This is a genomic window from Mesorhizobium denitrificans, from assembly GCF_003403035.1.
GTDB lineage: Bacteria > Pseudomonadota > Alphaproteobacteria > Rhizobiales > Rhizobiaceae > Mesorhizobium_G > Mesorhizobium_G denitrificans.
In genome coordinates this window covers 93610-118742 of the sequence record NZ_QURN01000005.1, presented here as the reverse complement: position 1 = coordinate 118742, position 25133 = coordinate 93610, and the positions used below count along the sequence as shown (strand labels likewise).

The 25133-nt window shown below is 56.8% G+C and carries 28 protein-coding genes and 1 tRNA gene; 17 read left to right on the top strand and 12 right to left on the bottom strand.

What is annotated here, in order from left to right; translation table 11 throughout:
* Nucleotides 1–38: 38 nt before the first annotated feature.
* From lipB to DY251_RS07425, 4 genes are all read right to left on the bottom strand, one after another.
* Nucleotides 39–776, bottom strand: a complete 738-nt coding sequence (lipB, locus tag DY251_RS07440; RefSeq protein WP_116623455.1) for a lipoyl(octanoyl) transferase LipB — start codon at nucleotides 774–776, stop codon at nucleotides 39–41.
* Nucleotides 777–913: 137 nt separating this feature from the next.
* On the bottom strand, nucleotides 914–1624 hold the full coding sequence (locus DY251_RS07435; protein WP_199498802.1) for a class I SAM-dependent methyltransferase: 711 nt from the start codon (nucleotides 1622–1624) through the stop codon (nucleotides 914–916).
* Between the two features lie 149 nt (nucleotides 1625–1773).
* Nucleotides 1774–3051 carry a DUF2254 domain-containing protein gene (locus DY251_RS07430; RefSeq protein WP_116623245.1) on the bottom strand — a complete coding sequence of 426 codons (1278 nt, stop codon included), beginning with the start codon at nucleotides 3049–3051 and terminating at the stop codon, nucleotides 1774–1776.
* Between the two features lie 316 nt (nucleotides 3052–3367).
* Nucleotides 3368–3452 (bottom strand) — tRNA-Leu (locus DY251_RS07425).
* Nucleotides 3453–3681: 229 nt separating this feature from the next.
* Between DY251_RS07425 and DY251_RS07420 the strand changes: the two genes are divergently transcribed.
* From DY251_RS07420 to DY251_RS07395, 6 genes are all read left to right on the top strand, one after another.
* Nucleotides 3682–4722 (top strand): polysaccharide deacetylase family protein, encoded by a 1041-nt coding sequence (locus tag DY251_RS07420; RefSeq protein WP_245415890.1) that lies wholly within the window; start codon nucleotides 3682–3684, stop codon nucleotides 4720–4722.
* Nucleotides 4723–4802: 80 nt separating this feature from the next.
* Entirely contained in the window at nucleotides 4803–6218 is a 1416-nt protein-coding gene (mgtE, locus tag DY251_RS07415; RefSeq protein ID WP_170971328.1) for a magnesium transporter, read from the top strand.
* A 206-nt stretch (nucleotides 6219–6424) separates the two neighbouring features.
* Nucleotides 6425–7591, top strand: a complete 1167-nt coding sequence (locus DY251_RS07410) for a tyrosine-type recombinase/integrase (RefSeq protein ID WP_116623243.1) — start codon at nucleotides 6425–6427, stop codon at nucleotides 7589–7591.
* Nucleotides 7592–7810: 219 nt separating this feature from the next.
* Complete coding sequence (locus DY251_RS21940; protein ID WP_116623242.1) at nucleotides 7811–8011, top strand: helix-turn-helix transcriptional regulator; 201 nt, start codon at nucleotides 7811–7813, stop codon at nucleotides 8009–8011.
* 342 nt (nucleotides 8012–8353) lie between these two features.
* The gene (locus tag DY251_RS07400; protein ID WP_116623241.1) at nucleotides 8354–10774 is read left to right on the top strand and encodes a DUF3987 domain-containing protein; all 2421 of its coding nucleotides are present in this window, start codon (nucleotides 8354–8356) and stop codon (nucleotides 10772–10774) included.
* Between the two features lie 411 nt (nucleotides 10775–11185).
* Complete coding sequence (locus DY251_RS07395) at nucleotides 11186–11407, top strand: hypothetical protein (protein ID WP_158553230.1); 222 nt, start codon at nucleotides 11186–11188, stop codon at nucleotides 11405–11407.
* 59 nt (nucleotides 11408–11466) lie between these two features.
* On the opposite strand, the gene DY251_RS07390 is transcribed toward DY251_RS07395, so the two are convergent.
* The gene (locus tag DY251_RS07390) at nucleotides 11467–12270 is read right to left on the bottom strand and encodes a HEPN-associated N-terminal domain-containing protein (RefSeq protein WP_116623239.1); all 804 of its coding nucleotides are present in this window, start codon (nucleotides 12268–12270) and stop codon (nucleotides 11467–11469) included.
* Nucleotides 12271–12717: 447 nt separating this feature from the next.
* Between DY251_RS07390 and DY251_RS07385 the strand changes: the two genes are divergently transcribed.
* The 5 genes from DY251_RS07385 to DY251_RS07365 all read left to right on the top strand — a co-directional run bounded on the left by DY251_RS07385 (nucleotide 12718) and on the right by DY251_RS07365 (nucleotide 15284).
* Complete coding sequence (locus DY251_RS07385; RefSeq protein WP_147307422.1) at nucleotides 12718–13002, top strand: hypothetical protein; 285 nt, start codon at nucleotides 12718–12720, stop codon at nucleotides 13000–13002.
* On the top strand, nucleotides 12999–13304 hold the full coding sequence (locus DY251_RS07380) for a hypothetical protein (RefSeq protein ID WP_158553229.1): 306 nt from the start codon (nucleotides 12999–13001) through the stop codon (nucleotides 13302–13304). The genes DY251_RS07385 and DY251_RS07380 overlap by 4 nt, the downstream gene beginning before the upstream one ends.
* 4 nt (nucleotides 13305–13308) lie before the next feature.
* On the top strand, nucleotides 13309–13947 hold the full coding sequence (locus DY251_RS07375; protein WP_116623236.1) for a hypothetical protein: 639 nt from the start codon (nucleotides 13309–13311) through the stop codon (nucleotides 13945–13947).
* 218 nt (nucleotides 13948–14165) lie between these two features.
* Entirely contained in the window at nucleotides 14166–14459 is a 294-nt protein-coding gene (locus DY251_RS07370) for a helix-turn-helix domain-containing protein (protein ID WP_116623235.1), read from the top strand.
* Nucleotides 14460–14570: 111 nt separating this feature from the next.
* Complete coding sequence (locus DY251_RS07365; RefSeq protein WP_147307420.1) at nucleotides 14571–15284, top strand: hypothetical protein; 714 nt, start codon at nucleotides 14571–14573, stop codon at nucleotides 15282–15284.
* Here DY251_RS07365 and DY251_RS21245 read toward each other — a convergent pair whose 3' ends face one another.
* Nucleotides 15285–15917, bottom strand: coding sequence for a HEPN domain-containing protein (locus DY251_RS21245; protein WP_147307419.1), 633 nt, complete (start codon nucleotides 15915–15917; stop codon nucleotides 15285–15287).
* A 339-nt stretch (nucleotides 15918–16256) separates the two neighbouring features.
* On the opposite strand from DY251_RS21245, the gene DY251_RS07360 reads away from it, so the two are divergent.
* Nucleotides 16257–16643 carry a MerR family transcriptional regulator gene (locus DY251_RS07360; RefSeq protein ID WP_116623453.1) on the top strand — a complete coding sequence of 129 codons (387 nt, stop codon included), beginning with the start codon at nucleotides 16257–16259 and terminating at the stop codon, nucleotides 16641–16643.
* Nucleotides 16644–16646: 3 nt separating this feature from the next.
* On the opposite strand, the gene deoD is transcribed toward DY251_RS07360, so the two are convergent.
* From deoD to DY251_RS07345, 3 genes are read right to left on the bottom strand one after another with little or no spacing between them, the layout of a single operon-like run.
* On the bottom strand, nucleotides 16647–17354 hold the full coding sequence (gene deoD, locus DY251_RS07355) for a purine-nucleoside phosphorylase (RefSeq protein ID WP_116623233.1): 708 nt from the start codon (nucleotides 17352–17354) through the stop codon (nucleotides 16647–16649).
* Nucleotides 17355–17413: 59 nt separating this feature from the next.
* Nucleotides 17414–17884 (bottom strand): methyltransferase family protein, encoded by a 471-nt coding sequence (locus DY251_RS07350; RefSeq protein WP_116623232.1) that lies wholly within the window; start codon nucleotides 17882–17884, stop codon nucleotides 17414–17416.
* Nucleotides 17881–18870 carry a heparan-alpha-glucosaminide N-acetyltransferase gene (locus DY251_RS07345; RefSeq protein WP_116623231.1) on the bottom strand — a complete coding sequence of 330 codons (990 nt, stop codon included), beginning with the start codon at nucleotides 18868–18870 and terminating at the stop codon, nucleotides 17881–17883. The genes DY251_RS07350 and DY251_RS07345 overlap by 4 nt, the downstream gene beginning before the upstream one ends.
* 150 nt (nucleotides 18871–19020) lie before the next feature.
* Here DY251_RS07345 and cobU point away from each other — a divergent pair, with 150 nt between their 5' ends.
* On the top strand, nucleotides 19021–19527 hold the full coding sequence (cobU, locus tag DY251_RS07340; RefSeq protein WP_116623230.1) for a bifunctional adenosylcobinamide kinase/adenosylcobinamide-phosphate guanylyltransferase: 507 nt from the start codon (nucleotides 19021–19023) through the stop codon (nucleotides 19525–19527).
* A complete protein-coding gene (gene cobO / locus DY251_RS07335; RefSeq protein ID WP_116623229.1) occupies nucleotides 19527–20141 on the top strand; it encodes a cob(I)yrinic acid a,c-diamide adenosyltransferase in 615 nt (204 codons plus the stop codon). Before cobU ends, cobO begins: the two co-directional genes overlap by 1 nt.
* Nucleotides 20142–20247: 106 nt before the next feature.
* Here the strand turns inward: cobO and cbiB are convergent, their stop codons facing one another.
* The gene (gene cbiB / locus DY251_RS07330; protein WP_116623228.1) at nucleotides 20248–21207 is read right to left on the bottom strand and encodes an adenosylcobinamide-phosphate synthase CbiB; all 960 of its coding nucleotides are present in this window, start codon (nucleotides 21205–21207) and stop codon (nucleotides 20248–20250) included.
* On the opposite strand from cbiB, the gene cobD reads away from it, so the two are divergent.
* Nucleotides 21206–22225, top strand: a complete 1020-nt coding sequence (gene cobD / locus DY251_RS07325; protein WP_116623227.1) for a threonine-phosphate decarboxylase CobD — start codon at nucleotides 21206–21208, stop codon at nucleotides 22223–22225. The genes cbiB and cobD overlap by 2 nt on opposite strands.
* Nucleotides 22222–22725 (top strand): tyrosine phosphatase family protein, encoded by a 504-nt coding sequence (locus tag DY251_RS07320; protein ID WP_116623226.1) that lies wholly within the window; start codon nucleotides 22222–22224, stop codon nucleotides 22723–22725. The genes cobD and DY251_RS07320 overlap by 4 nt, the downstream gene beginning before the upstream one ends.
* On the opposite strand, the gene DY251_RS07315 is transcribed toward DY251_RS07320, so the two are convergent.
* On the bottom strand, nucleotides 22709–23533 hold the full coding sequence (locus DY251_RS07315; RefSeq protein WP_116623452.1) for a creatininase family protein: 825 nt from the start codon (nucleotides 23531–23533) through the stop codon (nucleotides 22709–22711). The two genes, DY251_RS07320 and DY251_RS07315, sit on opposite strands and share 17 nt — an antisense overlap.
* A gap of 167 nt (nucleotides 23534–23700) precedes the next feature.
* Between DY251_RS07315 and DY251_RS07310 the strand changes: the two genes are divergently transcribed.
* Nucleotides 23701–24408, top strand: coding sequence for a nitroreductase (locus DY251_RS07310; protein WP_116623451.1), 708 nt, complete (start codon nucleotides 23701–23703; stop codon nucleotides 24406–24408).
* Between the two features lie 10 nt (nucleotides 24409–24418).
* Here DY251_RS07310 and DY251_RS07305 read toward each other — a convergent pair whose 3' ends face one another.
* Nucleotides 24419–25045, bottom strand: a complete 627-nt coding sequence (locus tag DY251_RS07305) for a hypothetical protein (RefSeq protein ID WP_116623225.1) — start codon at nucleotides 25043–25045, stop codon at nucleotides 24419–24421.
* Nucleotides 25046–25133: the final 88 nt, after the last annotated feature.

Here is a 25133-nt window from a genome sequence, read left to right as displayed (position 1 = left end):
GCATTGTGGATCGGCGCGCTTTAGCTGAAGCGATGTTTTTACTGCGCGGCGAGCAATGTCGCTGCCGCGCGGGCGGGACCGAAAATCTCTTCAAAGGCTTGCTTTAGAGCGATGTCGTAATCAGCCATCGTTACGGGCAATCCGAGATCGACAAGGCTGGTCACGCCATACCCTCTGATGCCGCAAGGCACGATCCCGGAAAAATGCGTGAGGTCAGGCTCCACATTCACGGCGATGCCGTGGAAGCTGACCCAGCGCCGTAGCCTGATGCCAATGGCTGCGATCTTGTCTTCGGCAGGCGCTCCGCTCGGCAGGGCAGGGCGGTCCGGTCGAACGACCCACACGCCGACACGATCCTCGCGGCGCTCGCCCTTCACATTGAAATGGGCGAGCGAGCGAATGATCCATTCTTCGAGCGCAGCCACGAAGGCGCGAACATCCGGTCTTCTGCGCTTGAGGTCCAGCATCACATACGCGACCCGCTGGCCGGGACCGTGATATGTATATTCGCCGCCGCGTCCCGCCTCGAAAACCGGAAAGCGGTTAGGTTCAACGAGATCTTCCGCATGCGCGCTGGTGCCAGCCGTATAGAGTGGCGGGTGCTCCACGAGCCAGATCAATTCTGCAGCGGTCCCTGCGTGGATGGCTTCGGCCCGCGCTTCCATGAAGCTTAGCGCGGTTTGGTAGTCCGTCAGTCCGGGCTCTATCAGCCACTCCACGGGCTCGGATGCATCCGTGGGCTCAAATGACGTGGCTATGGTCTGGCGGCTGGTCATGTCGCAGAGCATATGGTCCCAAATCTGCCTTGCGTCGAGTCCCGCTTGCGGCAAATCGAGCGCGCGGCTGGCCGGTTCGATGGTTGCAGCCACATTGAAATGGGTTGGACGGTCGGCTTCTCGGACCAGCTTGAATGCTACAGCACGCCCCATCGAGCGACGTAGCTTTTGGCGAGAAGCAGTCTCTCGATAAATATTTCGCAGTTTGGGAAAAGCTCGCTGAACTGCCGATAGGAAACAAGGTTTATTTCATCAATATGCGATCGCTTTTCCTCCAGCGATAGCCGCCTATAGCATGGCCAGACCGAAAGAGCTTTGTGTCTCACCGGTTTGCTGAACCAGTGAACGAATGGCAATTGAAAATGCGGCTCGATTGGAAATTCCCAGGCAGGTGTCTGAACCCAGCCGGAGGAGCCCACACGCCGCGCTTCTTTGGCCATTGCAAACATGTCCGGCCAGTCGCCCACGTGCTCGATAACCGAATTCGAGTGAACCAGATCAAAGGACTTATCGCTATAGGCGGACAAATCCCGCGCATCGCCACTCGCAAACTCGAAAACGTTCGAGGGCACGGGGCGCCTGAGTTCGGATGGGTCGTTGTTGAGGACGTGCAAAACGCCAACGCCATCAAGATTCACGTTATACCAATAGTCTGGTCTGCCACCGATATCGAGGATGGTAATGTTTCGTCCAAGTTTCTCCCGCAAGCGGGAGATTTGTCGCGCAAGTATCTTGCCTCTGGCCATGCGGAATCGATTGATGGTCAGATCTCTGATGGCGCTCTCCCGAATCATCGAAAAGTAGATCAAGTATAGTACTTTTATAGCGAGTGCTTGCCAGCTAATCAAACTAGCTACCGTTGCCAGATACCAATGGCGCACAAGTATTTCGGGCTACCTGAGCAGATCCGACTGGTCAATCAAAACTGAGGTCTAGATTAAAACTCCGGGCCTTCTGTCCGGGGGAGCGCTTCGCTCCGCGTCACCCAAGCCGCGTGCTAGGTCAGCGCTTGCGCGCGATCCACAGCTTTGGCGGCGGCCTCGATCAGCGCCAGGTCGGACTCTATCATACCCGTCTTGCTGGCTCGAACGATGGCCTCGCGCGAATGGCGGATGGCGTTGGCGCGGTAGCGCTCTTCTCCGATCCTGGCCAGCGCGACAAGCGCCTTTTGCAGCCGCAGTTGAATCTCAACCAATGCCGCTCCGTCGCGTGCAATCGGCCGAAAAGCGTCGTCGAACAAGTCGTTGATCTCCAGGTCCGGCACGCGGACCCGATGGCTCAGTGGTTCATCAGGCGTCGGTTGAGGTTCGGCCCAGATCGCGAGAATGCGCAAATGACGCCCGATGACGTCGATGGCCGTGCCTGGATCATTGACGGCTGGCGACAGCGCACGCGAGGCGATCTCGGTCAGCACGCATAATCCGAAACGTGGGTCCTGGTCGAAGGCGCGCACATCGTCGATCTCGAAAGCCCGCGCGAATTCTGCTTGCATGTCGCTGCTGATACCGGCCGTCGTGACGACCGCAACGGGTTGGTTCGGTCCTACGTAACTGCCGGGCAAGCAGAAAATGTCCACTTCGGCGCGGGTTTGTTTACACAGCCGGTCGAGCAGCCCGACATCGACATGCTGCACATAGCCATACTGCGTTACGTTGACCGGAGTACCCAGCATGGCGGCGGTGGCTAAATCGAGGTCCCGTTGGCGCATCACGCCGCCAAGATAGGGTATCTGCCTGCGCTGCCTGATGGCCTTTGTCGCCGCATCCTCAACGCGGTCGGTCGTGTCGGTGATGCGGCCGAAAGTCGATAGGTGTTCGATCCAGCGCAATAGAGTGCCGACGATGATGGTGATCATGATGATCGTGGCGGCGAACAGGACGGTCCGGCCCTGTTGGTTATAGGCGCCTGCCCCCAGCGCAATCAGGCCGACAAGACTAAACAAAAACGCGCCCAGAAAGGTCGACAGCACATTGTGGGTGGTTTTGTCGGCCATAAGCAGGCGACCGGCGCGCGGGGTGACGTTTTGTGTGGCGGCCACCAGCGCGCCAACCATGGCAGTCAGCGAAAATGTCGTTACGGCCAGCATGCTCGAGGCGATGATGGCGAGGATGGACTGGACCGAATCCGCGCCGATCTTCGAGGGCAGCCAGTCGGGAACAAAAAAGCCCAGATGGTTAGCGAACACCGCCACAAAGACCGCGGCAAAACAAAAGATCGATGCCCGCAACCAAAGCGCTTGCCCAATCTTGCGAAGCCGCCAATTCCAGATTGTCATCAAGGGTCTCCGCTTGGGCCATCCTGCCCGAACGGACCATCAACGCGAGGCTGCGTCAATCGATCAGCGCATTCCGGGCGCTGGGCTTCCTGGACCGTATTTTGACCGTTGGAGGTCGGACAGCATGTCGAAGCCGTACCCCGCACTCGCCTCGCGGTTTCATATGCCGTGCCATTGCCAAAGAATGGTCGAAGCGCGAGCGCTATCAATGCGCGCTTCCGGTTTTTGGGGGATTTTTGAGGTGGAAACTTATTGCAGGAGTGTCGATAAACCCTTTGAATTCAATGGTTTCAAAGGGTTACATATAAGTTCGTGATGGTGCGGTCGAGAAGACTCGAACTTCCACGGGTTGCCCCACAGCGACCTCAACGCTGCGCGTCTACCAATTCCGCCACGACCGCACGTCACGAAAGGGCCGGTCGAACCGGCACGCGGCATGTAGCAAATCGCATACTGCGAAACAAGGCGTTGTCGCGATAAAAAGCGCGATCTTTGCAATGGTTTTGAATTTCAACTTAGAGCGGCAAAATCAGAAGGGCTTTTGCCATTTTGCCGGGTAAAATTCGCAGATTCAGAGAGTGTTTAGCCTCTCATGTTCTTTTGCGTCGAATTTTCTGTGGAAAGGTGCGGGTGACTGATCATCCAAACATGCGCATGGCGTTGCGCTATGCGGGCATTCGGGTGGCGCTTGAGGCAATTGGCGCTTTGCCGGCTGCTGTCGCGCGCGCTCCGTGGTCGGGAAGGGGGCTGATCTTCACGCTGCATCATGTGCGCCCGCCGGATTCGAATCAGTTTCAGCCGAATGCGCTCCTGTCGATCACGCCTGAGTTTCTTGATGCTGCGCTGAAGACCGCGCTGGATAGCGGGCTGATCCCCGTGCGGCTTGAGGATATTCTCGCGCTGGAATCGCAAGGCGAGGCGGGCCGCTTCTTTGCCGTCACGCTGGACGATGGCTATCGTGACAATGCCGAGCACGCCGCGCCAATTTTCCGCCGTTACGGCGTTCCGTACACGATCTTCGCAACGTCGGGCTTTGTGCAGCGCTCCTGCGCGCCGTGGTGGGAAACAGCGGAGCGCCTGCTTCAGCAGTCCGAGAAAATCCGAATCGATCTGGGCCACGGGCAGGAAACGTTCAATGCTTCCACCAATCGGAAGAAGTCGGCGCTGTTTGGCCGGATTGCTGATTTCGTCAAAACATATGATGAAGATGTCGCGGTTGGCCGAATCGACGCTGCTGCCAAAAGCGCCGGCATCGATCCCTATGCGCTCGTCAGCGAGTTGGTGATGGATGCGGCAGAGTTGCGCAAGCTGATCGCCAGTGACCCGCTCCTGTCCATCGGGGCGCACACCGTCACCCATTGCAACCTCCGGCGCGTCGATCCGAGGCGCCTTCATGAGGAAATTTCCGATTCCGTCAGCGCTATTGAATTGATAACCGGTCGAAAACCCACGACCTTTGCCTATCCATATGGTTGGTCCAGCGCTGCGAGCGAGCGCGAAGCCAGAGCGGTTGAAGCGTGCGGTGTGTCGCTCGCGGTCACAACCATGCCCGGCATGTTGCGCCGGGGCCGGGATAATTATCTTTTGCCGCGAATCTCGCTGAACGGCCTTTTTCAACAGCCGCGATATGTGCGCGCCTTGATTTCCGGGCTTCCTTTTCTGTTTCGTTAGGCCGCTCATTTTATTTGAATTTCTGCAGCGTTTGTCTAAACCAAACGCACTCACTTTCGCAGCCAAACTGGGAGGCGCCCTTGGAACAGGACCAGGAGAAAGCGCCGGCTCACGAAGCAATAGATGTGCTGCCGCATGCCGACATTTACAACGAGGATGGCGTGGTTCGCGCGTCCTTCCTGTCGCAGATCGGCGCGGCGATTGCGGACCGCGACGTCCTTGCGCTCAAGGCCGATGTTGGCAGGCTGCACCAATCTGAACTTGGCGACTTGCTGGAAGCGCTGCTGCCTGAGCAGCGCCGCGCACTGGTCGATCTGCTTGGCAATGATTTCGATTTCTCGGCGCTGACCGAGGTTGATGATGCGATTCGCGCGGAGATCGTCGATCATCTGCCGAACGACCAGATCGCAGACGCCGTCAAGGATCTGGATTCAGACGACGCCGTCTACATTCTGGAAGACATGGATGAGGAAGACCGGCAGGAGATTCTGTCGAAGCTTCCTTTCACGGAGCGCATCCGCCTCAAGCGTGCCTTGGACTATCCGGAAGAAACGGCAGGTCGGCGCATGCAGACCGAGTTCGTCGCCGTCCCTCCGTTCTGGACGGTTGGCCAGACGATCGACTATTTGCGCGATGACACCGATCTGCCGGACCGGTTCAGCGAGATTTTCGTCATTGATCCCACGTTCAAGCTGCTTGGTGCAGTCTATCTCGATCAGATTTTGCGCACCAAGCGCTCCACCAAAATCGAAGATATAAAGCACGAAACGCGCCATGCCATTCCCGCCACGATGGATCAGGAAGAGGCGGCGCGCGAATTTGAGCAATACGATCTGTTGTCAGCCGCTGTTGTCGATGACAACGAGCGGTTGGTCGGTGTGCTGACCATTGATGACGTGGTCGACGTCATCCAGCAGGAAGCCGAAGAAGATTTGATGCGCATGGGCGGCGTCGGCGATGAAGAACTTTCCGACACGGTGCTGGCAACCTCCCGCTCGCGCGTTCCGTGGCTGGCGGTCAATTTGCTCACGGCCTTTCTCGCCGCCTCGGTCATTGGCTTGTTCGATCAGACGATCCAGAAAATCGTCGCGCTTGCGGTGCTCATGCCCATCGTCGCCGGCATGGGCGGCAATGCCGGGTCGCAGACCATGACTGTTACGGTGCGCGCGCTCGCCACCAGGGAAATCGACATTTACAACGCCTGGCGCATCATCCGCCGCGAAATGGGCGTCGGAATGATAAACGGTATCGTGTTCGCCATTCTTATCGGTCTGGTGGCGACGTTCTGGTTCGAAAACAAAAACATCGGCGGCATCATCGCCGCTGCGATGGTCATCAACATGTTCGCCGCCGCGCTGGCGGGTATTCTCATCCCGCTGCTGCTGGACAAGGTGGGGGCAGACCCCGCCGTCGCATCCTCCGTCTTTGTCACCGCGGTCACGGATTGTGTGGGCTTTTTCGCTTTCCTTGGCCTCGCCACATGGTGGTTCGGGTAAATCGCCATAGGACCAACATTGACTTTTACGTATAGGCATACGTCGATCTGAATACCTCATATTTCTCCATTGGTTGCGTGATATAAGTTTGTAGCGTTTTCAATAGCTTGTCTTAACTCTGTTTGTTCAAATGATCTCGGTTGATTTCGCATCGTTTCACCTGATAGCATGTCCGCATGTAGGGAAATTGTGGGGAAGGGCGAGGCGTGGCCAAGAAACTTAATGACAGGCAACTGATGTTGAAGAAGAAGCCCGGACGATATCTAGCGGGCGACAACCTGTATCTTGTGGTGGGCAAGGGCAACGCTCGGTCATGGGCGTTCATTTACACTTCGCCGGTTACAGGGAAGCGCCGCGAGTTTGGGCTAGGTTCTGAAAAGGGTATGACGCTCGCCGCAGCCCGTGATGAGGCTGACGAACTCCGGCCCAAGATCAGGAAGGGTTTCGACCCAATCGAGGACAAGAAGTCTACGAAGTCGCAGGCGAAGGCTGGGGCGAAAGCAATCACCTTCGGCGAGTATGTGGATGATTGGATCAAGGCGCTAGAAACGCGCAAAGAGAAACCCTTGCGTCCCGGCACGATCAGAAACATGCGAGGGGCGATGAAGAACCTCTCCGAAGCGTTCACGACCAAGAAGATTGCCGATATTTCTGGCGAAGACGTAATTGCAGAGCTCAAACCCATTTGGGCCAGAACACCGAATGTCGGCGTGCTCGTTCAGAACATCATGGAGCGCGTCTTTGACGTTGCCCGTGTTGAGAAGAAGCGTGAGGGCGAAAATCCTGCAAGGTGGAAGGCCAACTTGAAAACCTTGGACCACCTCTTTCTCAAACCCGATCCTCATGATCCAGACAAGCATCATCCCGCGATGCCGTACAAAGATATTTCCGCGTGGTTCGCTGGCAACGAATGTGATCTGCTCAAGTTCTTGGTTTTGACTGCCGCTCGATCCACAGAGGCGCGACTAGCGCAGTGGTCGGAGTTGGACCTCGACCAAAAGATTTGGACGATTCCGGCGGCGCGCATGAAATCGAAGCGCCAACACAAGGTACCCCTCACAGACGCTGCCGTTAGCATTATTGAGAGGCAAACGCGGACTCGTTCGCCCTTCATATTTAACGGCGGCAAGTTCGCCCAAGCGCATCTCGTGAAAAAGATTGGCGTGCCCGGGGTAACTGTGCACGGATTCCGATCTGCGTTTCGGGATTGGGCACTAGAACAAAGCGACCATTCACGGGAGATCATAGAAATGAGTCTTGCCCACGCTGTGGGAAATAAGACCGAGCGCGCTTACCGCCGTGGCGACGCAATCGACAAGAGGCGCGTGCTGCTGCAAGACTGGGAGAAGTTCGTAACCAGCAAGGTGACGTAACGGAAGATCCTCTTTTTCACTATTGTAGCCAACGCGAAATTATGTGAGCGTAATTGCAACGACGAAACGATGTGAATTAGGAAACTTTGGCATCTGATCCCGCGCCCTTGCAGGACAGCTGCCAACCTCAGCTAGGAAATTAGGAAACTAGGAAGCCCGTGCTTTCACTGGCTGCGCTTTCGCGCGGCTGCCGATGGTTTCAATTTCTGGGCAAATCCCATGTCTGCTTTATCCGATCGACTTTTGTCTATTGACGAAGTCAAAGTCATGGTCGGCCTCTCCGCTCCCACGATTTGGCGCTTGCGGAAGGCTGGTCAGTTTCCAAATCCATTGAAGATCACACCGGGCATGACTGGTGCAACGCGATGGCGGCTTAGCGAATTAATCGCATGGGTGGACACCCGAGAGCGTTCGCTATGAATGCCGCTCCGAACCCTCGTGACTATAGGCTTAGGTCATCCCTATCTCGAAATTCCAAGGGGATAGGGAAGGGCCGTCGCTTGGCCCCCACAGTAACCCCCATTTTCCGCGCGTGTGAAGCAAGTTCCAGCTTTGCGCGGGCGAATGTGCATCACGATAGATGGATGCGCTGTGCGGCGAGCGTCAGCCCCACGATGAAAAAATAATGCCCTGCGGATGTGCCGTCCGCAGGGCGATTCCAACATGAAGGGAACTATTTCGACATGCTGATATTCCCAGCGTTGCCCGTATTTGGCAATCAGCGCGTCGAGGTTCCTTTCGCTACAGCGAAAGCATTCCAATATGACCGCGCCTGACCACAGTGAACGTTTCGATTTCGACAATATCCCAGCTGAACTGCGAGAACGGCGACAATGGGTGAATTGGAAGGCCGTTGAGCGCGACGGCCAGCTAACCAAACCGCCGCTTAACCCGAATGCCCCATCCAGCTTTGCCGATCACGGAGACCCTTCCACTTGGGGAACATTTGAGCAGGCTGTAGATACTTGGCGCGCCAATCGTTCTACAGTTGAAGGCATCGGGTTCGTTTTCACAAATGACGATCCATACTTCGGGATCGACATTGACGACATAGCTAAAGTCGATCTCGCATTTCTGAACCAGCGTCACGCGCTGGAAGAAGAAATTCTGGAGACCGTTGAAACTTACACCGAGTTCTCGCCGTCCGGCAAAGGCTACCACATCATTGGCCGGGGCCGTTTGTCCAACGGTTTGGATGGCAAGCGATCACCCCAGACAAAGATCGAAGTCTATCAAAGCAGACGCTATTTCACTTTCACGGGCAACGTGGTTGGTAAAAAAGCGCAGATAACAGACCAACAAAAATTCCTTGACGACTTCATTGCAGCATTCGGTGGTCAGCAGTCTGCCAAAGAGCTTGGTCCCGTAAGCGATTCCGTCGAGTACCGGCGCACTGATCTACCTGATACCGATGTGATATTGAAACTTGCGATCTATCCGAGCCTGTTAGCGCGGTTCAACGCGCAAACGGGCTGCGAGCCGGGTGCATGGTCCGAAACATTCATGGCCATCGTGGCGGCAATTGACCGTCTGACCGGCAGCGCGACACAGGTTGAACGGCTAGTGATGAACTCGCCGATGGTGATGAAGTCACCCGCGTCAGCGAGCGGCGAATCCCGGATCGCTAAAGCAGAGCGCAACTTTCAGCACGTGTATCGGCAGGTTCGCGAAGGCAATACACCAATGCTGCGTTTCGTTGAGCACGGGCGGGAGCAATACGAGAACATTCAGCGTGCCAATTCCCAGAAAGATGCCGAAATGGCGGCAAACGCGGTCGACATATGGCAAAATGCGGCTGCGCCAGAGTTTCCAGTCAATCAACTTCCACCAGCTATGCGCGCTTATGTTGAGAGCTTGTCAATGTCGACCGGGGCCGACATCTCCGCGTGTGCAATGTCCGCTATTATGTCGATTGCGGGGGTGCTGGACCACCGCATCAAAGTCTATCCCGTTGAAGGTTCCGACCATCGCGTCGGGCCGAATCTGTGGGCGATGATTGTGGGCGCGGTCTCGGCCCGCAAATCCGCTCCTGTTCGCGCATCAATGGGTTTTCTCAGATTTTTCGACATTGAAGACCACAAGAGATTGCAGGCCGTACACGACGAACTGCGGGAAAAGGGTGCTGAAGTTCCCAAAGAGGATTTTTCAAGGCGGCGCATTGTCAAAGACGCTACCAGCGAAGCTCTTTGTGTAATCTTGTCAAAGCAAGATCAGGGTACCACGGGCGCTCGTGACGAAATCGCGGGGTGGATGGGAGCACTAGAAAAGAGTGCTCTCAGCAAAACGGCAGCATCTCAAGATCGCGGAATTTATCTGACTGGCTTCGACGGCGAAGATGATTATGAGCAGGTCCGCATAAGTCGCGGAAGCACCTTCATTCCCCACCTTTCAATCGGCATGTTTGGCGGCATTCAGTTGGACAAAATTCGTTCCATTGCGAAAAGCCTCGATGATGATGGGTTGTTGCAGCGCTTCATCCCGATCACAGTCGGCAGAAGCAGGCCTAGCCAAAGAGTGCTCGATTTCAAACAGCACCGGGCGAATTTTCTAACCATGCTAAGGTTTATGAACGACTTTCCCCCTTGCGACATTCAACTGAGCGCAGAGGCTTGTTCAATCTACAGGGAAGTCGAAGCTGATTATCTTGAAATGGCAGAAGCGGGCGAAACCATGTCGGACGCCTTCGCGGGTTGGTTAGGTAAGACGCCTCGCCGTTTCGCACAATTCTGTCTGATCTTCCATGCGGCGGGGGCAGCTGCTGGTTGCTGGGAACTCACCGATCCAATCCGTGCGGACGTAGCTGGCTTCGCGCGAGAACTAATCGACAAGTTCGTTTTTCGACATGGCTACGCGTTTTATGAGGGGTTGGTCGGCGGCGACAAGCAGCGATCTTTGCATCAAGCGGTCGCTGATTGCTTTTTGCGTTGGCAGCGCGCCAATCCCGATCAGCCGGTTGAGATGCGCCATGTGCAGCAAAACTGCCGGGCGTTCAGAAGCATGACTGACCAGAATGCGCGAGAAGAACTATTCAAGTTCTTTGTCATTTCTGGTTGGCTCACCGAGATCGATGGCAGAAAAGCGTGGTCAATTACGCCAGGGTTGGCTGATCGATTTTCTGCACAGATGGAGGCCCGCGCTCAACAAGTCGCCAAGATTCAGGCGAAGATCACAGGCAGGGCGTAAATCTGCTGTCTACGTCGCGCGCGCATACGCGAGGCAACAATGACAACGTCACGCAACGCTATCTAGCAAAATGTTGCCATTGTTGCCTCGCGCGTCGCGATTCAAAGAGAGAAAGAGAGGGGTTTTCCTTCATTCCCCCTGTGATCGCGAGGCAACAATGACAACGTCAACATTTTCGCGGATCGGCGTTGTTGGACGAGCGCCAACCGGTTCACGCGCGCATATACGCGGACGCGCGCGACCGTACATGGATTCAAACTTACCCATCGCCAGTTCTGACATCCCCGTGTTGTGCGAGACGTTTTGTCACCCACTGCCCGCATTACCCGGGCCCCTTCAATCTCGTGCCAGAGTGCCATCCGATCAACTTGATGAGATTCTTTGTTCGTCAGCATCGAAAGGAATCCCGACATGACGACCGAGAAGAAATCCAAACCCGCTCCTGCAAAGAAGGAATCCCCATTTGCGCAAGCGCGCAAAATCTATTGGGCTAACCCTCGTCAAGATCGCGCGACGTTTCTCGCCGCCTGTGCTGCTATCCAGATGAACGTGGCGACGGCGAAGACGCGCTTCTACTGCCTGACCACAGGACGAGACGCATCTTGCAAAGACGAGGCACTTCGCACCGCCTGATCCAAATCAATGCAGCAACCCGCGTCGAGAGGCGCGGGTTTTTGTTTGGCAGGAGAAAATCAAAACGGAAGGTTATGGCCTATTGCTTCCAACCATTGACTGGCGACATCTGTGAGAGATAGCAGCCGAGTGCCAATTACAACCAGTGCCGCGCGCGTTCCCCAACGACCAAATTGTTTGCCTGCCTCTTTGACCGCTTCCGTGATGAAATTATCTGCCTGCTTAGTAACGTAACCTCCAAGTTTTACAGCCCATTCTTTCAGACGGGTGATTGCAGCTGTGGCGGCTTTACCTCCGTCTTCAGGTTCAACTGGCTGCGCTTTGAGGACCGCAACTGAGTTCATGATATCTTGGAGGTCCACTTGCTCTACGAGTGGATCGATCTCCTCGGGTGGATTGTTGTGACCAATGCCCGGGGTGGCAGGAGGAATTTGAGAGATTGCGTCTTCAAATTGCGAGATCTGATTGAGCATTTCGCTGTGAAGCTCGCTCGCAGTGAATTCATGCTCTAAGTCGTCTTCATCTGGTGGCTGGAGTCGATTGGAGTTTGGTACCCAATCGAAGCCGCCCCTTTGGATCTGGTTGACGGCATCTTCCACAGCAGCCTTAGACGCAGTGTCCTCAAAGACGCTCTCGATTATTTCTCGAGCATCATAAGGTCCGCCCCAGATGTACTGATAGCCGCCCTCAGCGCTCTCGTATGGTGTTGTCTCGGCTGGGTCTTCGAAATTCTCAAAGAACCATTCAACGATTGCCTCGACGACTTCGGATTTCTTCATCCCAGTGAAGTCGCTAGGGGGCATGCTTACCGGATCGTGTTGTATTTCGTCCCAATTGTCGAGAATCGCTGGCCGTTTTTCCATGTTGCCCTCCGATTCATAGATTGCATTTCGTGAAGGCATGAATTCAAGGGCATTTCCCCCAAAAGGGTTAGCGACTTTCCATCAAAGTTGACCACAGCGTGAAATTCCAACGCGGTATCCCAAGACCGGCAACCCTCTCCCAAGACTTTGCCAACATACGCGTCAAAAAATCTCGCCGTACAGGCGATTTCTAGGCGCGACCCTCCCGACCTACGTCGAAACGCCTGTTCTGCGCTGTGAGCGCAGTAATTTTGGCAACGCGCAAGGTCTGATCGCCAACGCTCGCCCCTCCCGTAACGCGCTGCACCTGACAAACGCGACAATCTGCATTTTAGACAACATTAATGTCACTTTTCGGCTTGCCCTAATATTCATCAGCGTGGACCCTCCAATCACACGCCCGAGCATCGTGTACCCGACAACAAGGAACGATGCTCGATGCACCTGATGAAGATTGAAGCGAAGCGAATGAGGCGCTCGAAAGGGGCGACTTACATGGACGTGTTTATGCGCACTGCCGATGAAGCCGGGCACTTATTCGTGGATCGGATCACAGTCTCCCATCCGAAGCGCAAGCGGGATGTGGCTATCGGCATTTGCAAGCGCGATAGCCTCGAACAACTCGCATCCCCTGACCAAACCATTCGGGTCGGGTTCTTCGAAAGTCGGATCAGTGCTTACGGCACGGTCGATGGCAGACGGACCCACCTTTTGAATCTAAACCTCATTTGAAGGAACGAAAAATGAATAGGCAATTTGTGACCACAGGCTCGCAGGGCCAGCAGGAACGGACTAACGTCGAAGGCATTGCCGAGCGCGTGGCGAGCGCCGTCGAAAAAGAAATCACGAAAGCCATTGAGCCTTTGGTTAGCCGGATCGCCGAGGTCGAGAAGAAGCAGGCGAAGGCTGCGGGAAAAAGAATCGACAATAAACTCCATGAGTTCAAACCGCCCAAAGCGGACGGGGGCGACGACAAGCCGAAGGCCGAAAGACGAAAAGACTTCGGCTACAAGCTTCCACGGGCGGAGGACTGAGATCATGACCGTCCGAGATTATGACCTCACGCAGGTTTTCGATCCGTCCGACCTGTGGCCGAACGAGAACGATTGCCCTGATTATCCGATTTTCCAGAACGAGCAATCACGGATGCTCAATCCGCCGTTCTCCCGTCAAGACGCCATGAACAGTCTCATGCGGATCAGATACACGCTCAACAAAGGGACGGAGGATTTGCGTCCACCGTCTAAGGGCGAGGCAGAAGAGGCAAAGGCTCGATATTTCAAGAGCGGCACGCCGACAAACTGGCGTTGGAACAATCTTGGATTGGGTCATCTTCAACCGGCGCGGCTGGACAACGATGATGCTGATCTGATCGTGACAGCGGTCCATCTGCGCGGCTTCATCCGAAAGATCGATGCAAAGGTTGATCGTAAGCTTGACGAGCGAGCAGATCGCGAACGGGCGGCACGGGCCGCACTTGCTGACTATGCGGCCAACGCACCGCGGGTTAGCGCGGAGTTGGACGGGCTGGCGGAAGCCGCAGCACGGCATCAGCAGCGCATGGAAGACGAGCAGGCCTTCTATCGCACACAAGAGTTGCGTAGGTCGTTTTCCGAATTGCAGACGAAAGCAACTAACGCGGCTAATACGCTCGGGGTCGAGTTGCCCACAATCTGAGGAATTCAGCGACGATTTTTCCTGCTCGGATCGGATCGTCGTTGTTAGGCTGTGGAGGAGGGCTTTGACATGGTGGTCTTCCTCCACAGTTCAGTTTGCATACGGTTGCGTGGCCTTGAGCGCGGGCTTGCGGCAACCGATAGCGCTGGTGGGATTGAGTTCGACCGAGATCGCTTGATCCCGCCAGCGATTGAAACCCAGAAAAAGGATTCGATCAGATGAAACTTACCCCTGAGCGAGTTGCCACAGCACTGCACAATGCGGGTGGTATTGTTGCGCAAGCTGCAAGGGCGTTGGGTTGCTCGCGCCAAAGCGTTTACGTGTATCTTTCGGAAAATCCCGAGTTGCAGGCATTGCGTGAGCGTATCGAGACGGACTTGCTCAATCGGGCGAAGGATCGCGTTGCCGAAGGAATCCGAAACGGGGAACTCGAAGCCTCTCTTGTTTACTTGTCAGCAAAGAGCAAGACCGAAGCCATAAGGGCGCGGGTTGAGATTGTGACAGCGGATTAACGTGGCGGACCGAAGCCCTGCTCGGCAGTCGAGCGGCGGACCTGTATTGTTTTAGAGAGAACTTTATGTGCCTCTAAGATGTTTCGCCAACAATAACGTCTAGGGTCGAAAATGTCGGACCACAAACAAACGAGTCTGATGATACCACTGGCAGTTGTGGTTGCTGGCATATTTGCCTTGCTAATTCTCAGCGGCCTCCTCTACTTCAAGCTAGAGGACGGATACCCGCAATGGCTGATGGCGATAGCCGCACTCGTTTCTGTCGGAGTAAGTCTTTGGGCAATTTACCTGTTATCTGAAACGCTTAAAGCAACGCGCGATGCTGTAGATTCCGCAAATCAAACCGTCGAGCTAACTCGCGATATTGGTCAAGCACAGGTTCGCGCTTATCTCGGAATAGTTGCCGTTGCGGCGTTTGAGTGCCATTTGCACGGCGATCTCTCGTTCCAACTACGGATCGACAATACAGGACTGTCCCCTGCTAGGAATGTTCAGCATCGGTCAGCTACGCTTGTCGCCCATGACGTGCCCGACAAATCCGATTTTGCGTTCGGCAGTTTGAGCGAAATGGAGCTTGCGGCGCAGCAAAATGTGAACCTGTACGTACCAGTAGATATTGCAGCGGAAGGTCGCCAAGCCGTGCAAGAAGAACGACAAAGCATCTTCATCGCTTGCGAAGTCGAATATTTTGATGTGTTCAATCAGCAGCACCAAATCTATTGGTTGGGCAGGTACACCGTAGTCGGACGTGCTGCGCTTGTGGACGGCCAGCCACAACTGCACTGGGGTGTAACTCCTGTTTTTGGATCGCTACGCTCGACGTGACTACCAAGGGGCTGGCATTCCGTGGCTCTGCATCAAATGGTGCGAGAATGCTCGATCCGTTTCGCGCACCAAAAAATCGAACAGTTCCCTGCATTCCTTAACGAGATTGAGTGTCAGTCGCGACTGGCCGTTTGATCCCGCCAGCCATATGATTTGGGCAGGTAACGCAAACCCGTGCGCTATTGAATGTCGTATATTCAGCCAGTTATTTATTCGCTCTCTTACCGCACTTGACGCCCAATTTCGGCGTCCCTGTCTCCATTGCCATGCTGGCCAAGGATCGAATCCAAGAGAGTCATTGAACAGTCGCCTAACGTTCTCAGAGTTGGGCGTATTGAACTTGTTAATTTCGCTGTTCAACTGCGCCCTGCGCATCTCGAACGCGTGGATAGACCATTGTGGCGCGCTAGGCGTTGTATTCTGATAGCTAACAGAAATTGCGTTCAAAGCTTCTTGAAGAATCTTTTCGACATACGACTCCCATGCGGCGACGGTGAGAACAACACTGGCACGATGCAAAGCTTCTTGTTCATGCCGCCTGCCGCGTCCTTGCTGCAATTGTCCGTGTATGCCGAAAATCTGATCTACCCAACCTATAAGGGTTTCATACTCTCCAGCCGATTGTGATGGCATCTGACCTCCTGAATGGGCAACCAACCCACAGGGTACAGACTTAATCTTCACATGCGCTGAATCTTTCCCAAAGATCTGGGCTCGATGGTCCACATTGACACCAAAGGTGCCTACGCATAGACCTTGCAAGGAGCGAGCCGCAATCCGTTGCAGCGCGCGTTTTGTTGTGGGGAAATATGTGGGGAAGGGCGATTGGCAGCCCCCTCAGTTACCCTCGCAAATCGTCAAATTGCGTAACGTTTTCAATTTGTTATGTTTCGTCGGCTTGTTTTCGGTATTGACTTTTACGTAAATGTCGTGGCATTTTGCCAACAAATTTTGGAACTCCGAGTCGGTCACATGCGGGAATACTATTCGATTACCGAACTCACCCGCGAGTTTGACATCTCCACGCGAACATTGCGCTTTTATGAGGACGAGGGGCTGATCCAGCCTTTCCGACGCGGGCGCACACGGCTGTTCCGCCCGTCGGATCGACATTTGATCCGCCAGATTTTGCGCGGCAAGAGATTGGGCTTTTCCATCAACGAGATACGCGAAATCATTCAGATGTATCGGGAGCCGCCGGGCGAGGTCGGACAGCTCAAGCTGATGATCCAGCGCATGCATGAAAAGCGCGAACATTTGCGCCAGAAGCGGCGCGATCTTGAGGAATCTCTGGCTGAACTCGATCAGGCGGAAGAAGCTTGCGTAGAGCGCCTCGCTGAGCTTGGCGTCAACACCTGATCGTCAGGTCGAAACGGCCACGTCCAGCGCGAGCTTCACCATTTCCGTCAGCGAGCTTTGCCGGTCCGCTGCGCTCATTTCCTCGTGCGTCACAAGGCAGTCCGTCATCGTGCAAATCGCCAGTGCCCGCGCATTGTATCGCGCGGCCAGCAGGTAGAGGGCCGCCGCCTCCATCTCCACGCCCAGCACGCCATGTGCGGCCAGCTTCTCGTAGGCCGAAAAACCGTCCTGATAGAATACATCGCTTGAAAGAATATTGCAGACGTGGCTGCGCAAGCCCGCTTTCCGCGCCTTTTCAACAGCCGAAGCCAGTAGTTCGAAATTCGCGATTGGCGCATAGCCGTAGCCCGGAAATGCGTCGCGCACGATGGCGGAATCGGTTGTCGCGGCCTGCGCGATAATCAGGTCGCGCACCTTTACCTTGGTGCTTAAGCCGCCACAGGTGCCGACGCGTATCAGCGTTTTCGCGCCGTAAACATTGATCAGTTCGTGGACGTAAATCGAAAGCGAAGGCTGGCCCATGCCGGTTGCCTGCACGGAAATGCGCTTGCCTTGCACCGTGCCTGTAAAGCCGAGGCAGTTGCGCACGCTGTTCACTTGCTGCGGGTTCTCGAAGAAGTTTTCCGCGATCCATTTTGCGCGCAACGGGTCGCCCGGCAGCAGCACGGCTTCTGCGAAATCACCCGGCTTTGCGTGGTTATGCGGTGTCATTCAAACCTCTCATGCAGATTCAGGAATGCGCTTCAATATATTGAAATATATCCTCAAAATCATATCCAGCGACGCACGCGCTTTGCGTAGTCATGATATTTTTTGCCGAAACGCTGGGCGAGATGGCGCTCTTCGCGCTCAATCGCAAGCTTTTGGACTGCGTACGCTGCAATCAGCCCGAACACGATAAACCACACGCTTCCATAGACCAGCGCGACGCCGAACATCAGCAGCGTATTACCCAGATAGATCGGGTTGCGGCTGAAGGAGAATGCGCCGTTTGTCACCAGATGTTCGGCGGAATGCGTCGGCATTATCGGCGTCTTTGCCTTGCGCATTTTTCCCATTGCAGAAAAGTCGATTGCCAGCGCTGCGTAGATGCACAGCCCACCAATTGCCACCAGCAGGTCCGATAGCGGCGAGGGCACCCAGGGCAGAGGCATGAGCCAGTCCGCAATCACGCTCGCCGCCGCGGCTAAGATATAGATTAAAGGCGGCCACGGAATGCGATTTGGTGGCGTCGGTGTCATTTCGGAAGCCCTCCTGACAGAGCGTCCTGTGTCCTGATGGTGCATTGTGCCGCGAGGTTCTGAACCGTCTCGCGTTGCTCCGCAGATTGCGCGGAGTTGAACATGCCGTCCATCAAGCCATTGTCGCTCAACTCGTCCAGCATACAGACGCAATACGCAGAGCAGAAGTCCGCATCGCGCGTTTGCTCGCATGTGCGCTGGCATGCGCGAACGAATTGCTGTTCATTTGAAATCGGTGTTGGCGGAATAATCTGTGCAGCGATCCAGACCAAGCCGATCAGCACCGGTTGGTGAATCAGGTAAAAGGCAAGGCTGTGCCTTCCGAGGAAATCGAGCGGTCGTGACCAGCGCGGCTCGCCCGCTTGCCGTAATCTTTCCAGCAGTCCGCTAGCCGTTGCGAATTTGGCTGCCGCTATGCCTATCAGCACTGCGCCAAACCACGGGAAAAGCGGCACGTAATCGTTGGAGCGCGGATTTGTCGGCGCAAGCCCCACCCACCACAGCGCCGGATGCGCAAACACTTCGGAGCGCAGAAGCTGCGGAGCCGCGATCACCGCCGCCGCGACCAACAGCGTCAGCCAAAATGGCGCGCGGATGAATAGCAGACCGAGCAGGCTCGCCAGCGCGATCTGGTGCAGAATCCCGAAGAATATAAAAGCGCCGGGCGTCGCGATGTATGTCGCGATGCTGATGAGCGCTGCGGCTGCCGCCACCTTCGCCAGTCGAATCAGAAATGGTCGCCAGCGAATCGCGTTTGCGTGGGCGAGGAAAAGGCTCACCCCGACCAAAAACAGGAAGGATGAGGCGATGCATCGCGCAAAGAGCTTCCAGCCGCCCACGGCAGTCAGGCCGGGCTCCACATAGCCGAAAAATTCGAGATCCCACGTAAAATGGTAGATCGCCATCGCCAGCAGGGCTGTTCCGCGCGCAATGTCGATTGCGGCGATGCGGCGCGTGCTGCGGGCAGGGGGTGCAAGATCGGTCATGGAATGCGCCGCTCTCCGAATATTGCCGAGCGTTACCACGGCTTGCGGCGTCCGGTGAAGCACCACGCGCTGATTCAGCTTTGTATAGCGCGGGCGAATTGACTATAGTTCGCGCGCTTCCAGATTTCTGTACTCTCATCGGCGCCTGAATTGCCTCATCTCACTTTTATTCTTGGTGGCGCGCGCTCTGGAAAGAGCGCACATGCCGAAAAACTGATCGAGCAGTTGAGCGGTCCGTGGTTTTACATCGCGACTGCGCAGGCGTTTGACGATGAGATGCGCCAGCGTATCCATCTGCACCGCGAGCGGCGTGGCTCGCCGTGGCAAACGATCGAAGCGCCGCTTGACCTTTGTGCGGCGCTAGACGCCATTCCCGATGGCGCGCCGGTGCTTGTCGATTGCCTCACGCTCTGGCTTTCCAATCAGATGCTTGCCGATGCCGATCTCGAATCGCAATGCGCTGCATTGGCCGAAAAACTGGCGCATTCGCGCGGTCCGTGGTTTGTCGTGTCGAACGAGGTCGGGCTGGGCATTGTGCCGGATAATGCGCTTGCCCGGCGCTTTCGCGACGAAGCCGGGCGGCTTAACCAGAGTATTGCGGCTGTTGCCAACCGCGTGCTGTTCATGGTCGCAGGTTTACACATACAGGTGAAATGATGCGCGATATTTCTGAGAACGAAGCCGAGCGACACAAGGCCAAGATGGCCAAGCGCAAATCCGTGCAGGATGCGGAAGTCGCGGGCAAGACCGTCGAAAAAGGGCTTCTGATCGTCAACACCGGGCCGGGCAAGGGCAAGAGCACTGCCGCCTTCGGCCTTGCCCTGCGCATGCTCGGCTACGGCAAGCGCGTCGGTGTGGTGCAATTCATCAAGGGCGCGTGGCATTCCGGCGAGAAGGATGCGTTTTCTACCTTCGGCGACAAGCTCGTCTGGCACACGATGGGCGAGGGGTTCACGTGGGAAACGCAGGATATCAAGCGCGACATCGCTGCTGCTGAAGCCGCGTGGCTGAAGGTGCAGTCGCTGATGGCCGATCCTTCCATCAGCCTTTTGGTGCTCGATGAACTCAACATCGCGCTGCGTTATGACTACCTGGATATCGAAAAAGTTGTCGCTGTGTTGCGTGCGCGCCGCCCTGATTTGCACGTGGTCGTGACGGGCCGTAACGCCAAGCCTGCGCTGGTCGAAGCTGCCGATCTGGTCACTGAAATGGGCGCGGTAAAGCACCACTTCACCGCTGGCGTGAAGGCGCAGAAGGGTATTGAGTTTTAGGGCAATTTTGCCCCTCACCCTTACCCTCTCCCCGTTTACGGGAAGAAGGTGCCGGCAGGCGGATTGAGGGGCAGCACAAACTTTGAACGGCTCTGCGCAAGCCGCCTCAATTCGCCAGCCCCAACACCGCGCATAACGCGACCAACCCGATCAGCATTGCGTCGGCGGTCCAATACAGCCGCAGCGCGCGGCGAATATCAGCTGGCGTTACGTCGCGCCTGCCGCCTTCGCCCATATATGTATCGGGCACCATGACGCCGCCATAGACGCGCGGCCCGGCCAGCGCGATACCGAGGGCACCAGCCATTGCGGCTTCCGGCCAGCCGGCGTTTGGCGAGCGGTGCTTTCCGGCGTCGCGCCGCAACGCTGCCCACGCTGCCTTCCAGTTCGTTTCCGGCAAGGCCCATGCCGCCGCGATGATCGCCAGCCCGGTTAGCCGCGAGGCGGGCAGATTGATGAGGTCGTCGAACCGCGCGGATGCCCAGCCGAAGTCCCGATACAGGTCGCTCTTGTGGCCGATCATCGAGTCGGCCGTGTTGGCGGCTTTGTAACCTGCTCCGCCTGCCAGCCCGCCGAGTGCCATCCAGAACGCCGGTGCCACCACGCCGTCCGAGAAATTCTCGGCCAGACTTTCTATCGCCGCGCGGCAAATCGCGGCTTCGTCCAGCCGTTCGGGGTCGCGTCCCACGATCTGCGAAACGGCTATCCGCCCAGCCTCGACGCCACCGCTCTCCAGGGCGTCGGCAACCGCTTCCACATGCTTTGCAAGGCTGCGCTGGGCGATCAGCGAACTGCCGATCAGTGCGCAGATAATCAGCCCGATCCAGCCATACCCCAGCACGCGCTCCAGCAGCAGCCCGATCACCGCAGGCACAAGCACGATGATCAGTGCCGCAATTGAGCCTGCGATTTTCTTTTCGCGCGGCGAATATTCGTGGCGATTCAGCGCGACGTCCAACCGGGTAATCAGTGCGCCGATCCACGTCACCGGATGGCCGATTGATTTGAACAGCCGATCCGGGTAGCCGAGGCCGAGTTCAAAAATGAGAGACAGCAGGGCGAGCATGCAGGATCAAACCTTATTGCCGGTCGAACATGGCGGCAGTCTTGCGCGTGCGGGGGCTCTTTTCCCACATGCGCCTCGACCGTTCGTCGATCTTTCGACCGGTATCAATCCGCATGCCTATCCGCTTTTCGATTTGCCTGCCAGCGCGTTTACGCGACTGCCAGAACCCTCCCGCATTGCCGAACTATGCGCCGTCGCCGCGCGCAATTATGGCGCTAAGGCCAATGAGATTGTCGCGGCTCCCGGCACGCAGATTCTGCTGCCGCTGGTGGCAGAGCTTTGTTCGCGAGGCACCGCCTCCGTTCTTGGCCCGACCTATCAGGAGCACGCACGCGCTGCCGCCGTTGCCGGTCACGAGGTGCGCGAAGTCCGAAGCTTCGATGCACTGGCCGAGGCCAATCTCGCCGTGGTCGTGAACCCGAACAATCCCGATGGCCGCCTCATTTCGCGCGGCGACCTCCTCGCGCTTGCCGCGCATATGCGCGCGAAATCCGGTCTGCTGGTCGTGGATGAGGCTTTCATGGACGTCGCACCGCGTGCAGAAAGCGTAGCCGATGCGGCCGAGCAAGGCGGGCTGGTGGTGCTGCGCTCTTTCGGCAAATTCTTCGGGCTTGCCGGTGTGCGGCTCGGCTTTGCGATTTCCGCTCCCGAAATTGCCGCAAAGCTGGCCGCACGCCTCGGGCCTTGGGCGGTCGCCGGGCCCGCGCTGGAATATGGTTTGCACGCCTATGCTGACAAAGCTTGGCAGGAGTCCATGCGTGTGCAACTTGCGCAGCAGGCTGCGCGTTTGGATAGCTGTTTTGCAGGCGTCGGCATTGTGGTGACTGGCGGCACGGGCCTGTTTCGTCACATCGCCATTGACAATGCGTCGCGTCTGCATCGCCATCTTGGCGAGCGCGGCATCCTGCTGCGGGCGTTCAGCGACAGGCCGCGCGAGTTGCGCTGCGGCCTGCCCGGAAGCGAAGCGGAGTGGCTGCGCCTTGAGGAAGCGCTGGCCGCTTGGGAGGAGTGTGAATGATCGTTGTTTGCTCTTTGTCGAAGCTGGAAACGACCGTCGAGGAGGTTCGGCCGGACCGCATCATCTCGTTGCTGTCGGAAGGTACGACGCTTGTGCGGCCTGCCTCGGTCGAGGAAGCTAACCACCTGCACATCACCATGCACGATATTCACGAGCCGCGCGAAGGCATGACTATGCCGGGCGAGGAGCATGTGCGCCGCATTCTGGATTTCGCGCGCGGCTGGGATCGCAGGCGCCCGCTGGTCGTGCATTGCTATGCGGGCATCAGCCGGTCCACCGCGACTGCCTATATGATCGCCGCTGCTTTTGCGCCGGGACGCAGCGAATCGGAACTGGCGCGCACGCTGCGCAAGTTGTCGCCATCGGCCACGCCGAACCCGCGGATGATTGCGCTTGCCGATCACATCTTGCGCCGTGAGGGCCGCATGGTTCGCGCAATTGCAGAAATCGGGCGCGGTGCGGATGCCTTCGAAGGCACGCCGTTCAAGCTGGATATCTAGGTAACAATTCTTCCAGCTTGGCCTTGCGAATGTCTGCCAGCAGGCGAACGAAACCATGGGCCTGATGCTCTGCGGCCTGCCGCCCTTTCTCCGCCGTCGCCGCAGCAGCATTGCCCACCACGCCCGCCGGATTGAGATCGGTTGCCATCCACGCAAAGCCGAACGGTCCCGTCTGCCGCAACAGGTCAAACTTCTTTTCGGCGGCTTCCACGTTGGAGCAGAAGTGTTCCGCGCGACTCATATCGACCAGTTCCGGCCGGAAATGCAGCATCAGCGAAGTTTCAATGTCGCCGCCATGCACGCCATAGCGCTGCTCTTCCTCGGTGAACATGCCCGCCGGATAGCCGAACCTCCGCCAGCTCGATTTAACCGCCAACATGCGATGACGCACGCGCATTTCGCGCGTCAGCAGCGCCATCACTTCCTCATTGCCGCCATGCGAGGTGACAACCACGAGCTTTCTGATGCCCGTGCGTGCGATGGAATCGCCGATCTGTGTCCAAGCCTCCAGCGCGATAACCGGGTCGAGCGAAAGCGTACCCGGCACATTCACATGCTCGTTGGATTTGCCGACGTCCTGAATTGGCAGCACGCGCAAATCGAGCGAGTCCGGCACCTGTCGCGCAACTTCCGCCAGCATTCCGCGCATGATTTCGGCGTCGGTGGAAAGCGGCAGATGCGGGCCGTGCTGTTCTGTTGCGGCCAGCGCAAGCACCGCAATCGTCGCGTCGGGATCGATGGCAGCGAAGTCTGCCGCCTTGAAATCGCCCCACCAGAATTGCCGATTGCTTGCCACCGACTGCCTCATTTTGCTGTCAGGATCATCTATCGCCACGCGGTTCGCTTGTCGAATCTGGTGATAAGCTGCGCGGCTCATGTTGCAGGCTTGCAATATTTTGTGTGCGGCGTATCCCCCATTTCTGCCGCAAAATGTGTCATATGGCCGATAAAACAATGACCTACCCAAGTGACGCCATGCTTGCAAAGACCGAATCTACAGGACTGACCGAACAGGAAATCGTCGATGAGGCGATCCTGACGCGCCGCTCCGTACGCGCTTTTCTGCCCACGCCGATTGAGCCTTCCGTAATCCGCGACATACTCGAAGTTGCGCGCTGGGCGCCCTCCGGCACCAATATGCAGCCTTGGCGCGCTTATGTCGTGACTGGCGACATAAAGGACAGCATTGCCGATTCGATCCTTAACTCAGGCATTCGCGCCGAGAAAATCGAGTGGGACGAGTACAAATATTACCCGGACCAGTTTTTCGAGCCATACCTTACGCGCCGCCGCACGGTTGGCTTTGCGCTCTACAATTCGCTGGGCATCGGTCGCCGCGAGGTCGAGCGCATGCGCGCCCAGCACGACCGCAATTTCGTTTTCTTTGACGCGCCCGTCGGCCTGCTGTTCACAATCGACCGCCGGTTGAACACGGGCTCTTGGATGGACCTCGGCATGATGTTGGAAAACGTCATGATTGCCGCGCGGGGCAGGGGTCTGCACACCTGCCCGCAGGCTGCCTTTGCGCCTTACCACAAGCAGATCCGCCCTATCATCGGCATGGCAGATGAGGAAATCCTCGTTTGCGGCATTGCGCTTGGCTACGAAGACACCTCGAAGCCGGAAAACCAGTTCCGCTCCGAGCGCGCCCCGCTTGAAGAATGGGTCAAGTTCGTCGAGTGACCGCTACGCGCTAATTGGTCGCGAAGCAGTAGAACAGGCCGTCTCCGCCCGTTCCTTTAAACGCATCGATGGTGCATCCGCCGCGCGTTGGGTGCGATGAGTTCCACGACTTCGCCGCGTCGGAATCATCCAGCCCGGTGCGGTCCGAATGGCCAACGATTGCCGCGCCGTCTGCTCCGCCCATTGTCCAGTTGCCGCAAGTCTGGGGCGCTTTTGTCCCATCGGGCAGGGAACCCGTCAGAATGTCGTGGCGGTTTGGCGTGTCGCCGCGCCCGTTGATGACCTCACCCTTTTCGTTCAACGCTGTCTGCTTCGTGATGTTGTTCGTGGCGCTATGCAACGACGCCACATCGTCGGCGATCTTCTCGCCCTTGGCGTTGTACCACGGGCCGGAGCCAATGCGGTCGCGCGCATTTTCGCTATCCGTGGATAGGTATGCGTGCCAGGTCTTGCCCGTCGAGCCGGCCGCGCTGGCCAATTGCCCGCAATAGGCGTCCGCGCCCGCCAGTCCGCCAAGATCACCGCCCTTGCCGGGGTTTGCGCTGGTCACGAAAAAACTCATGGAAGTGTCTTGGGCAATCGCTGCCCCCGCCATGCAAAGCAAGGCGGCTGCGGCCATTCCGGCAATAGGTTTCATGCGATCTCTCCCTGAAAGCTCAGCCCGCTGTGCAGAGAGTATCGACAGTGATAATGACGTAAAGTCAAACTATTGTGATATATTTCTA

Excerpts from the sequence above, each read along its gene's own strand:
- lipB (WP_116623455.1), bottom strand. The coding sequence starts at position 776 with ATGACCAGCCGCCAGACCATAGCCACGTCATTTGAGCCCACGGATGCA.
- deoD (WP_116623233.1), bottom strand. The coding sequence starts at position 17,354 with ATGACACCGCATAACCACGCAAAGCCGGGTGATTTCGCAGAAGCCGTG.
- DY251_RS07305 (WP_116623225.1), bottom strand. The coding sequence starts at position 25,045 with ATGAAACCTATTGCCGGAATGGCCGCAGCCGCCTTGCTTTGCATGGCG.
- DY251_RS07375 (WP_116623236.1), top strand. The coding sequence starts at position 13,309 with ATGACCGTCCGAGATTATGACCTCACGCAGGTTTTCGATCCGTCCGAC.
- DY251_RS07370 (WP_116623235.1), top strand. The coding sequence starts at position 14,166 with ATGAAACTTACCCCTGAGCGAGTTGCCACAGCACTGCACAATGCGGGT.
- cbiB (WP_116623228.1), bottom strand. The coding sequence starts at position 21,207 with ATGCTCGCCCTGCTGTCTCTCATTTTTGAACTCGGCCTCGGCTACCCG.
- DY251_RS07390 (WP_116623239.1), bottom strand. The coding sequence starts at position 12,270 with ATGGAAAAACGGCCAGCGATTCTCGACAATTGGGACGAAATACAACAC.
- DY251_RS21940 (WP_116623242.1), top strand. The coding sequence starts at position 7,811 with ATGTCTGCTTTATCCGATCGACTTTTGTCTATTGACGAAGTCAAAGTC.
- cobO (WP_116623229.1), top strand. The coding sequence starts at position 19,527 with ATGCGCGATATTTCTGAGAACGAAGCCGAGCGACACAAGGCCAAGATG.
- DY251_RS07365 (WP_147307420.1), top strand. The coding sequence starts at position 14,571 with ATGTCGGACCACAAACAAACGAGTCTGATGATACCACTGGCAGTTGTG.
- DY251_RS07400 (WP_116623241.1), top strand. The coding sequence starts at position 8,354 with ATGACCGCGCCTGACCACAGTGAACGTTTCGATTTCGACAATATCCCA.
- DY251_RS07430 (WP_116623245.1), bottom strand. The coding sequence starts at position 3,051 with ATGACAATCTGGAATTGGCGGCTTCGCAAGATTGGGCAAGCGCTTTGG.
- DY251_RS07395 (WP_158553230.1), top strand. The coding sequence starts at position 11,186 with ATGACGACCGAGAAGAAATCCAAACCCGCTCCTGCAAAGAAGGAATCC.
- DY251_RS21245 (WP_147307419.1), bottom strand. The coding sequence starts at position 15,917 with ATGCCATCACAATCGGCTGGAGAGTATGAAACCCTTATAGGTTGGGTA.
- DY251_RS07360 (WP_116623453.1), top strand. The coding sequence starts at position 16,257 with ATGCGGGAATACTATTCGATTACCGAACTCACCCGCGAGTTTGACATC.
- DY251_RS07385 (WP_147307422.1), top strand. The coding sequence starts at position 12,718 with ATGAAGATTGAAGCGAAGCGAATGAGGCGCTCGAAAGGGGCGACTTAC.
- DY251_RS07350 (WP_116623232.1), bottom strand. The coding sequence starts at position 17,884 with ATGACACCGACGCCACCAAATCGCATTCCGTGGCCGCCTTTAATCTAT.
- cobD (WP_116623227.1), top strand. The coding sequence starts at position 21,206 with ATGCAGGATCAAACCTTATTGCCGGTCGAACATGGCGGCAGTCTTGCG.
- DY251_RS07310 (WP_116623451.1), top strand. The coding sequence starts at position 23,701 with ATGCTTGCAAAGACCGAATCTACAGGACTGACCGAACAGGAAATCGTC.
- DY251_RS07320 (WP_116623226.1), top strand. The coding sequence starts at position 22,222 with ATGATCGTTGTTTGCTCTTTGTCGAAGCTGGAAACGACCGTCGAGGAG.
- DY251_RS07315 (WP_116623452.1), bottom strand. The coding sequence starts at position 23,533 with ATGAGGCAGTCGGTGGCAAGCAATCGGCAATTCTGGTGGGGCGATTTC.
- DY251_RS07345 (WP_116623231.1), bottom strand. The coding sequence starts at position 18,870 with ATGACCGATCTTGCACCCCCTGCCCGCAGCACGCGCCGCATCGCCGCA.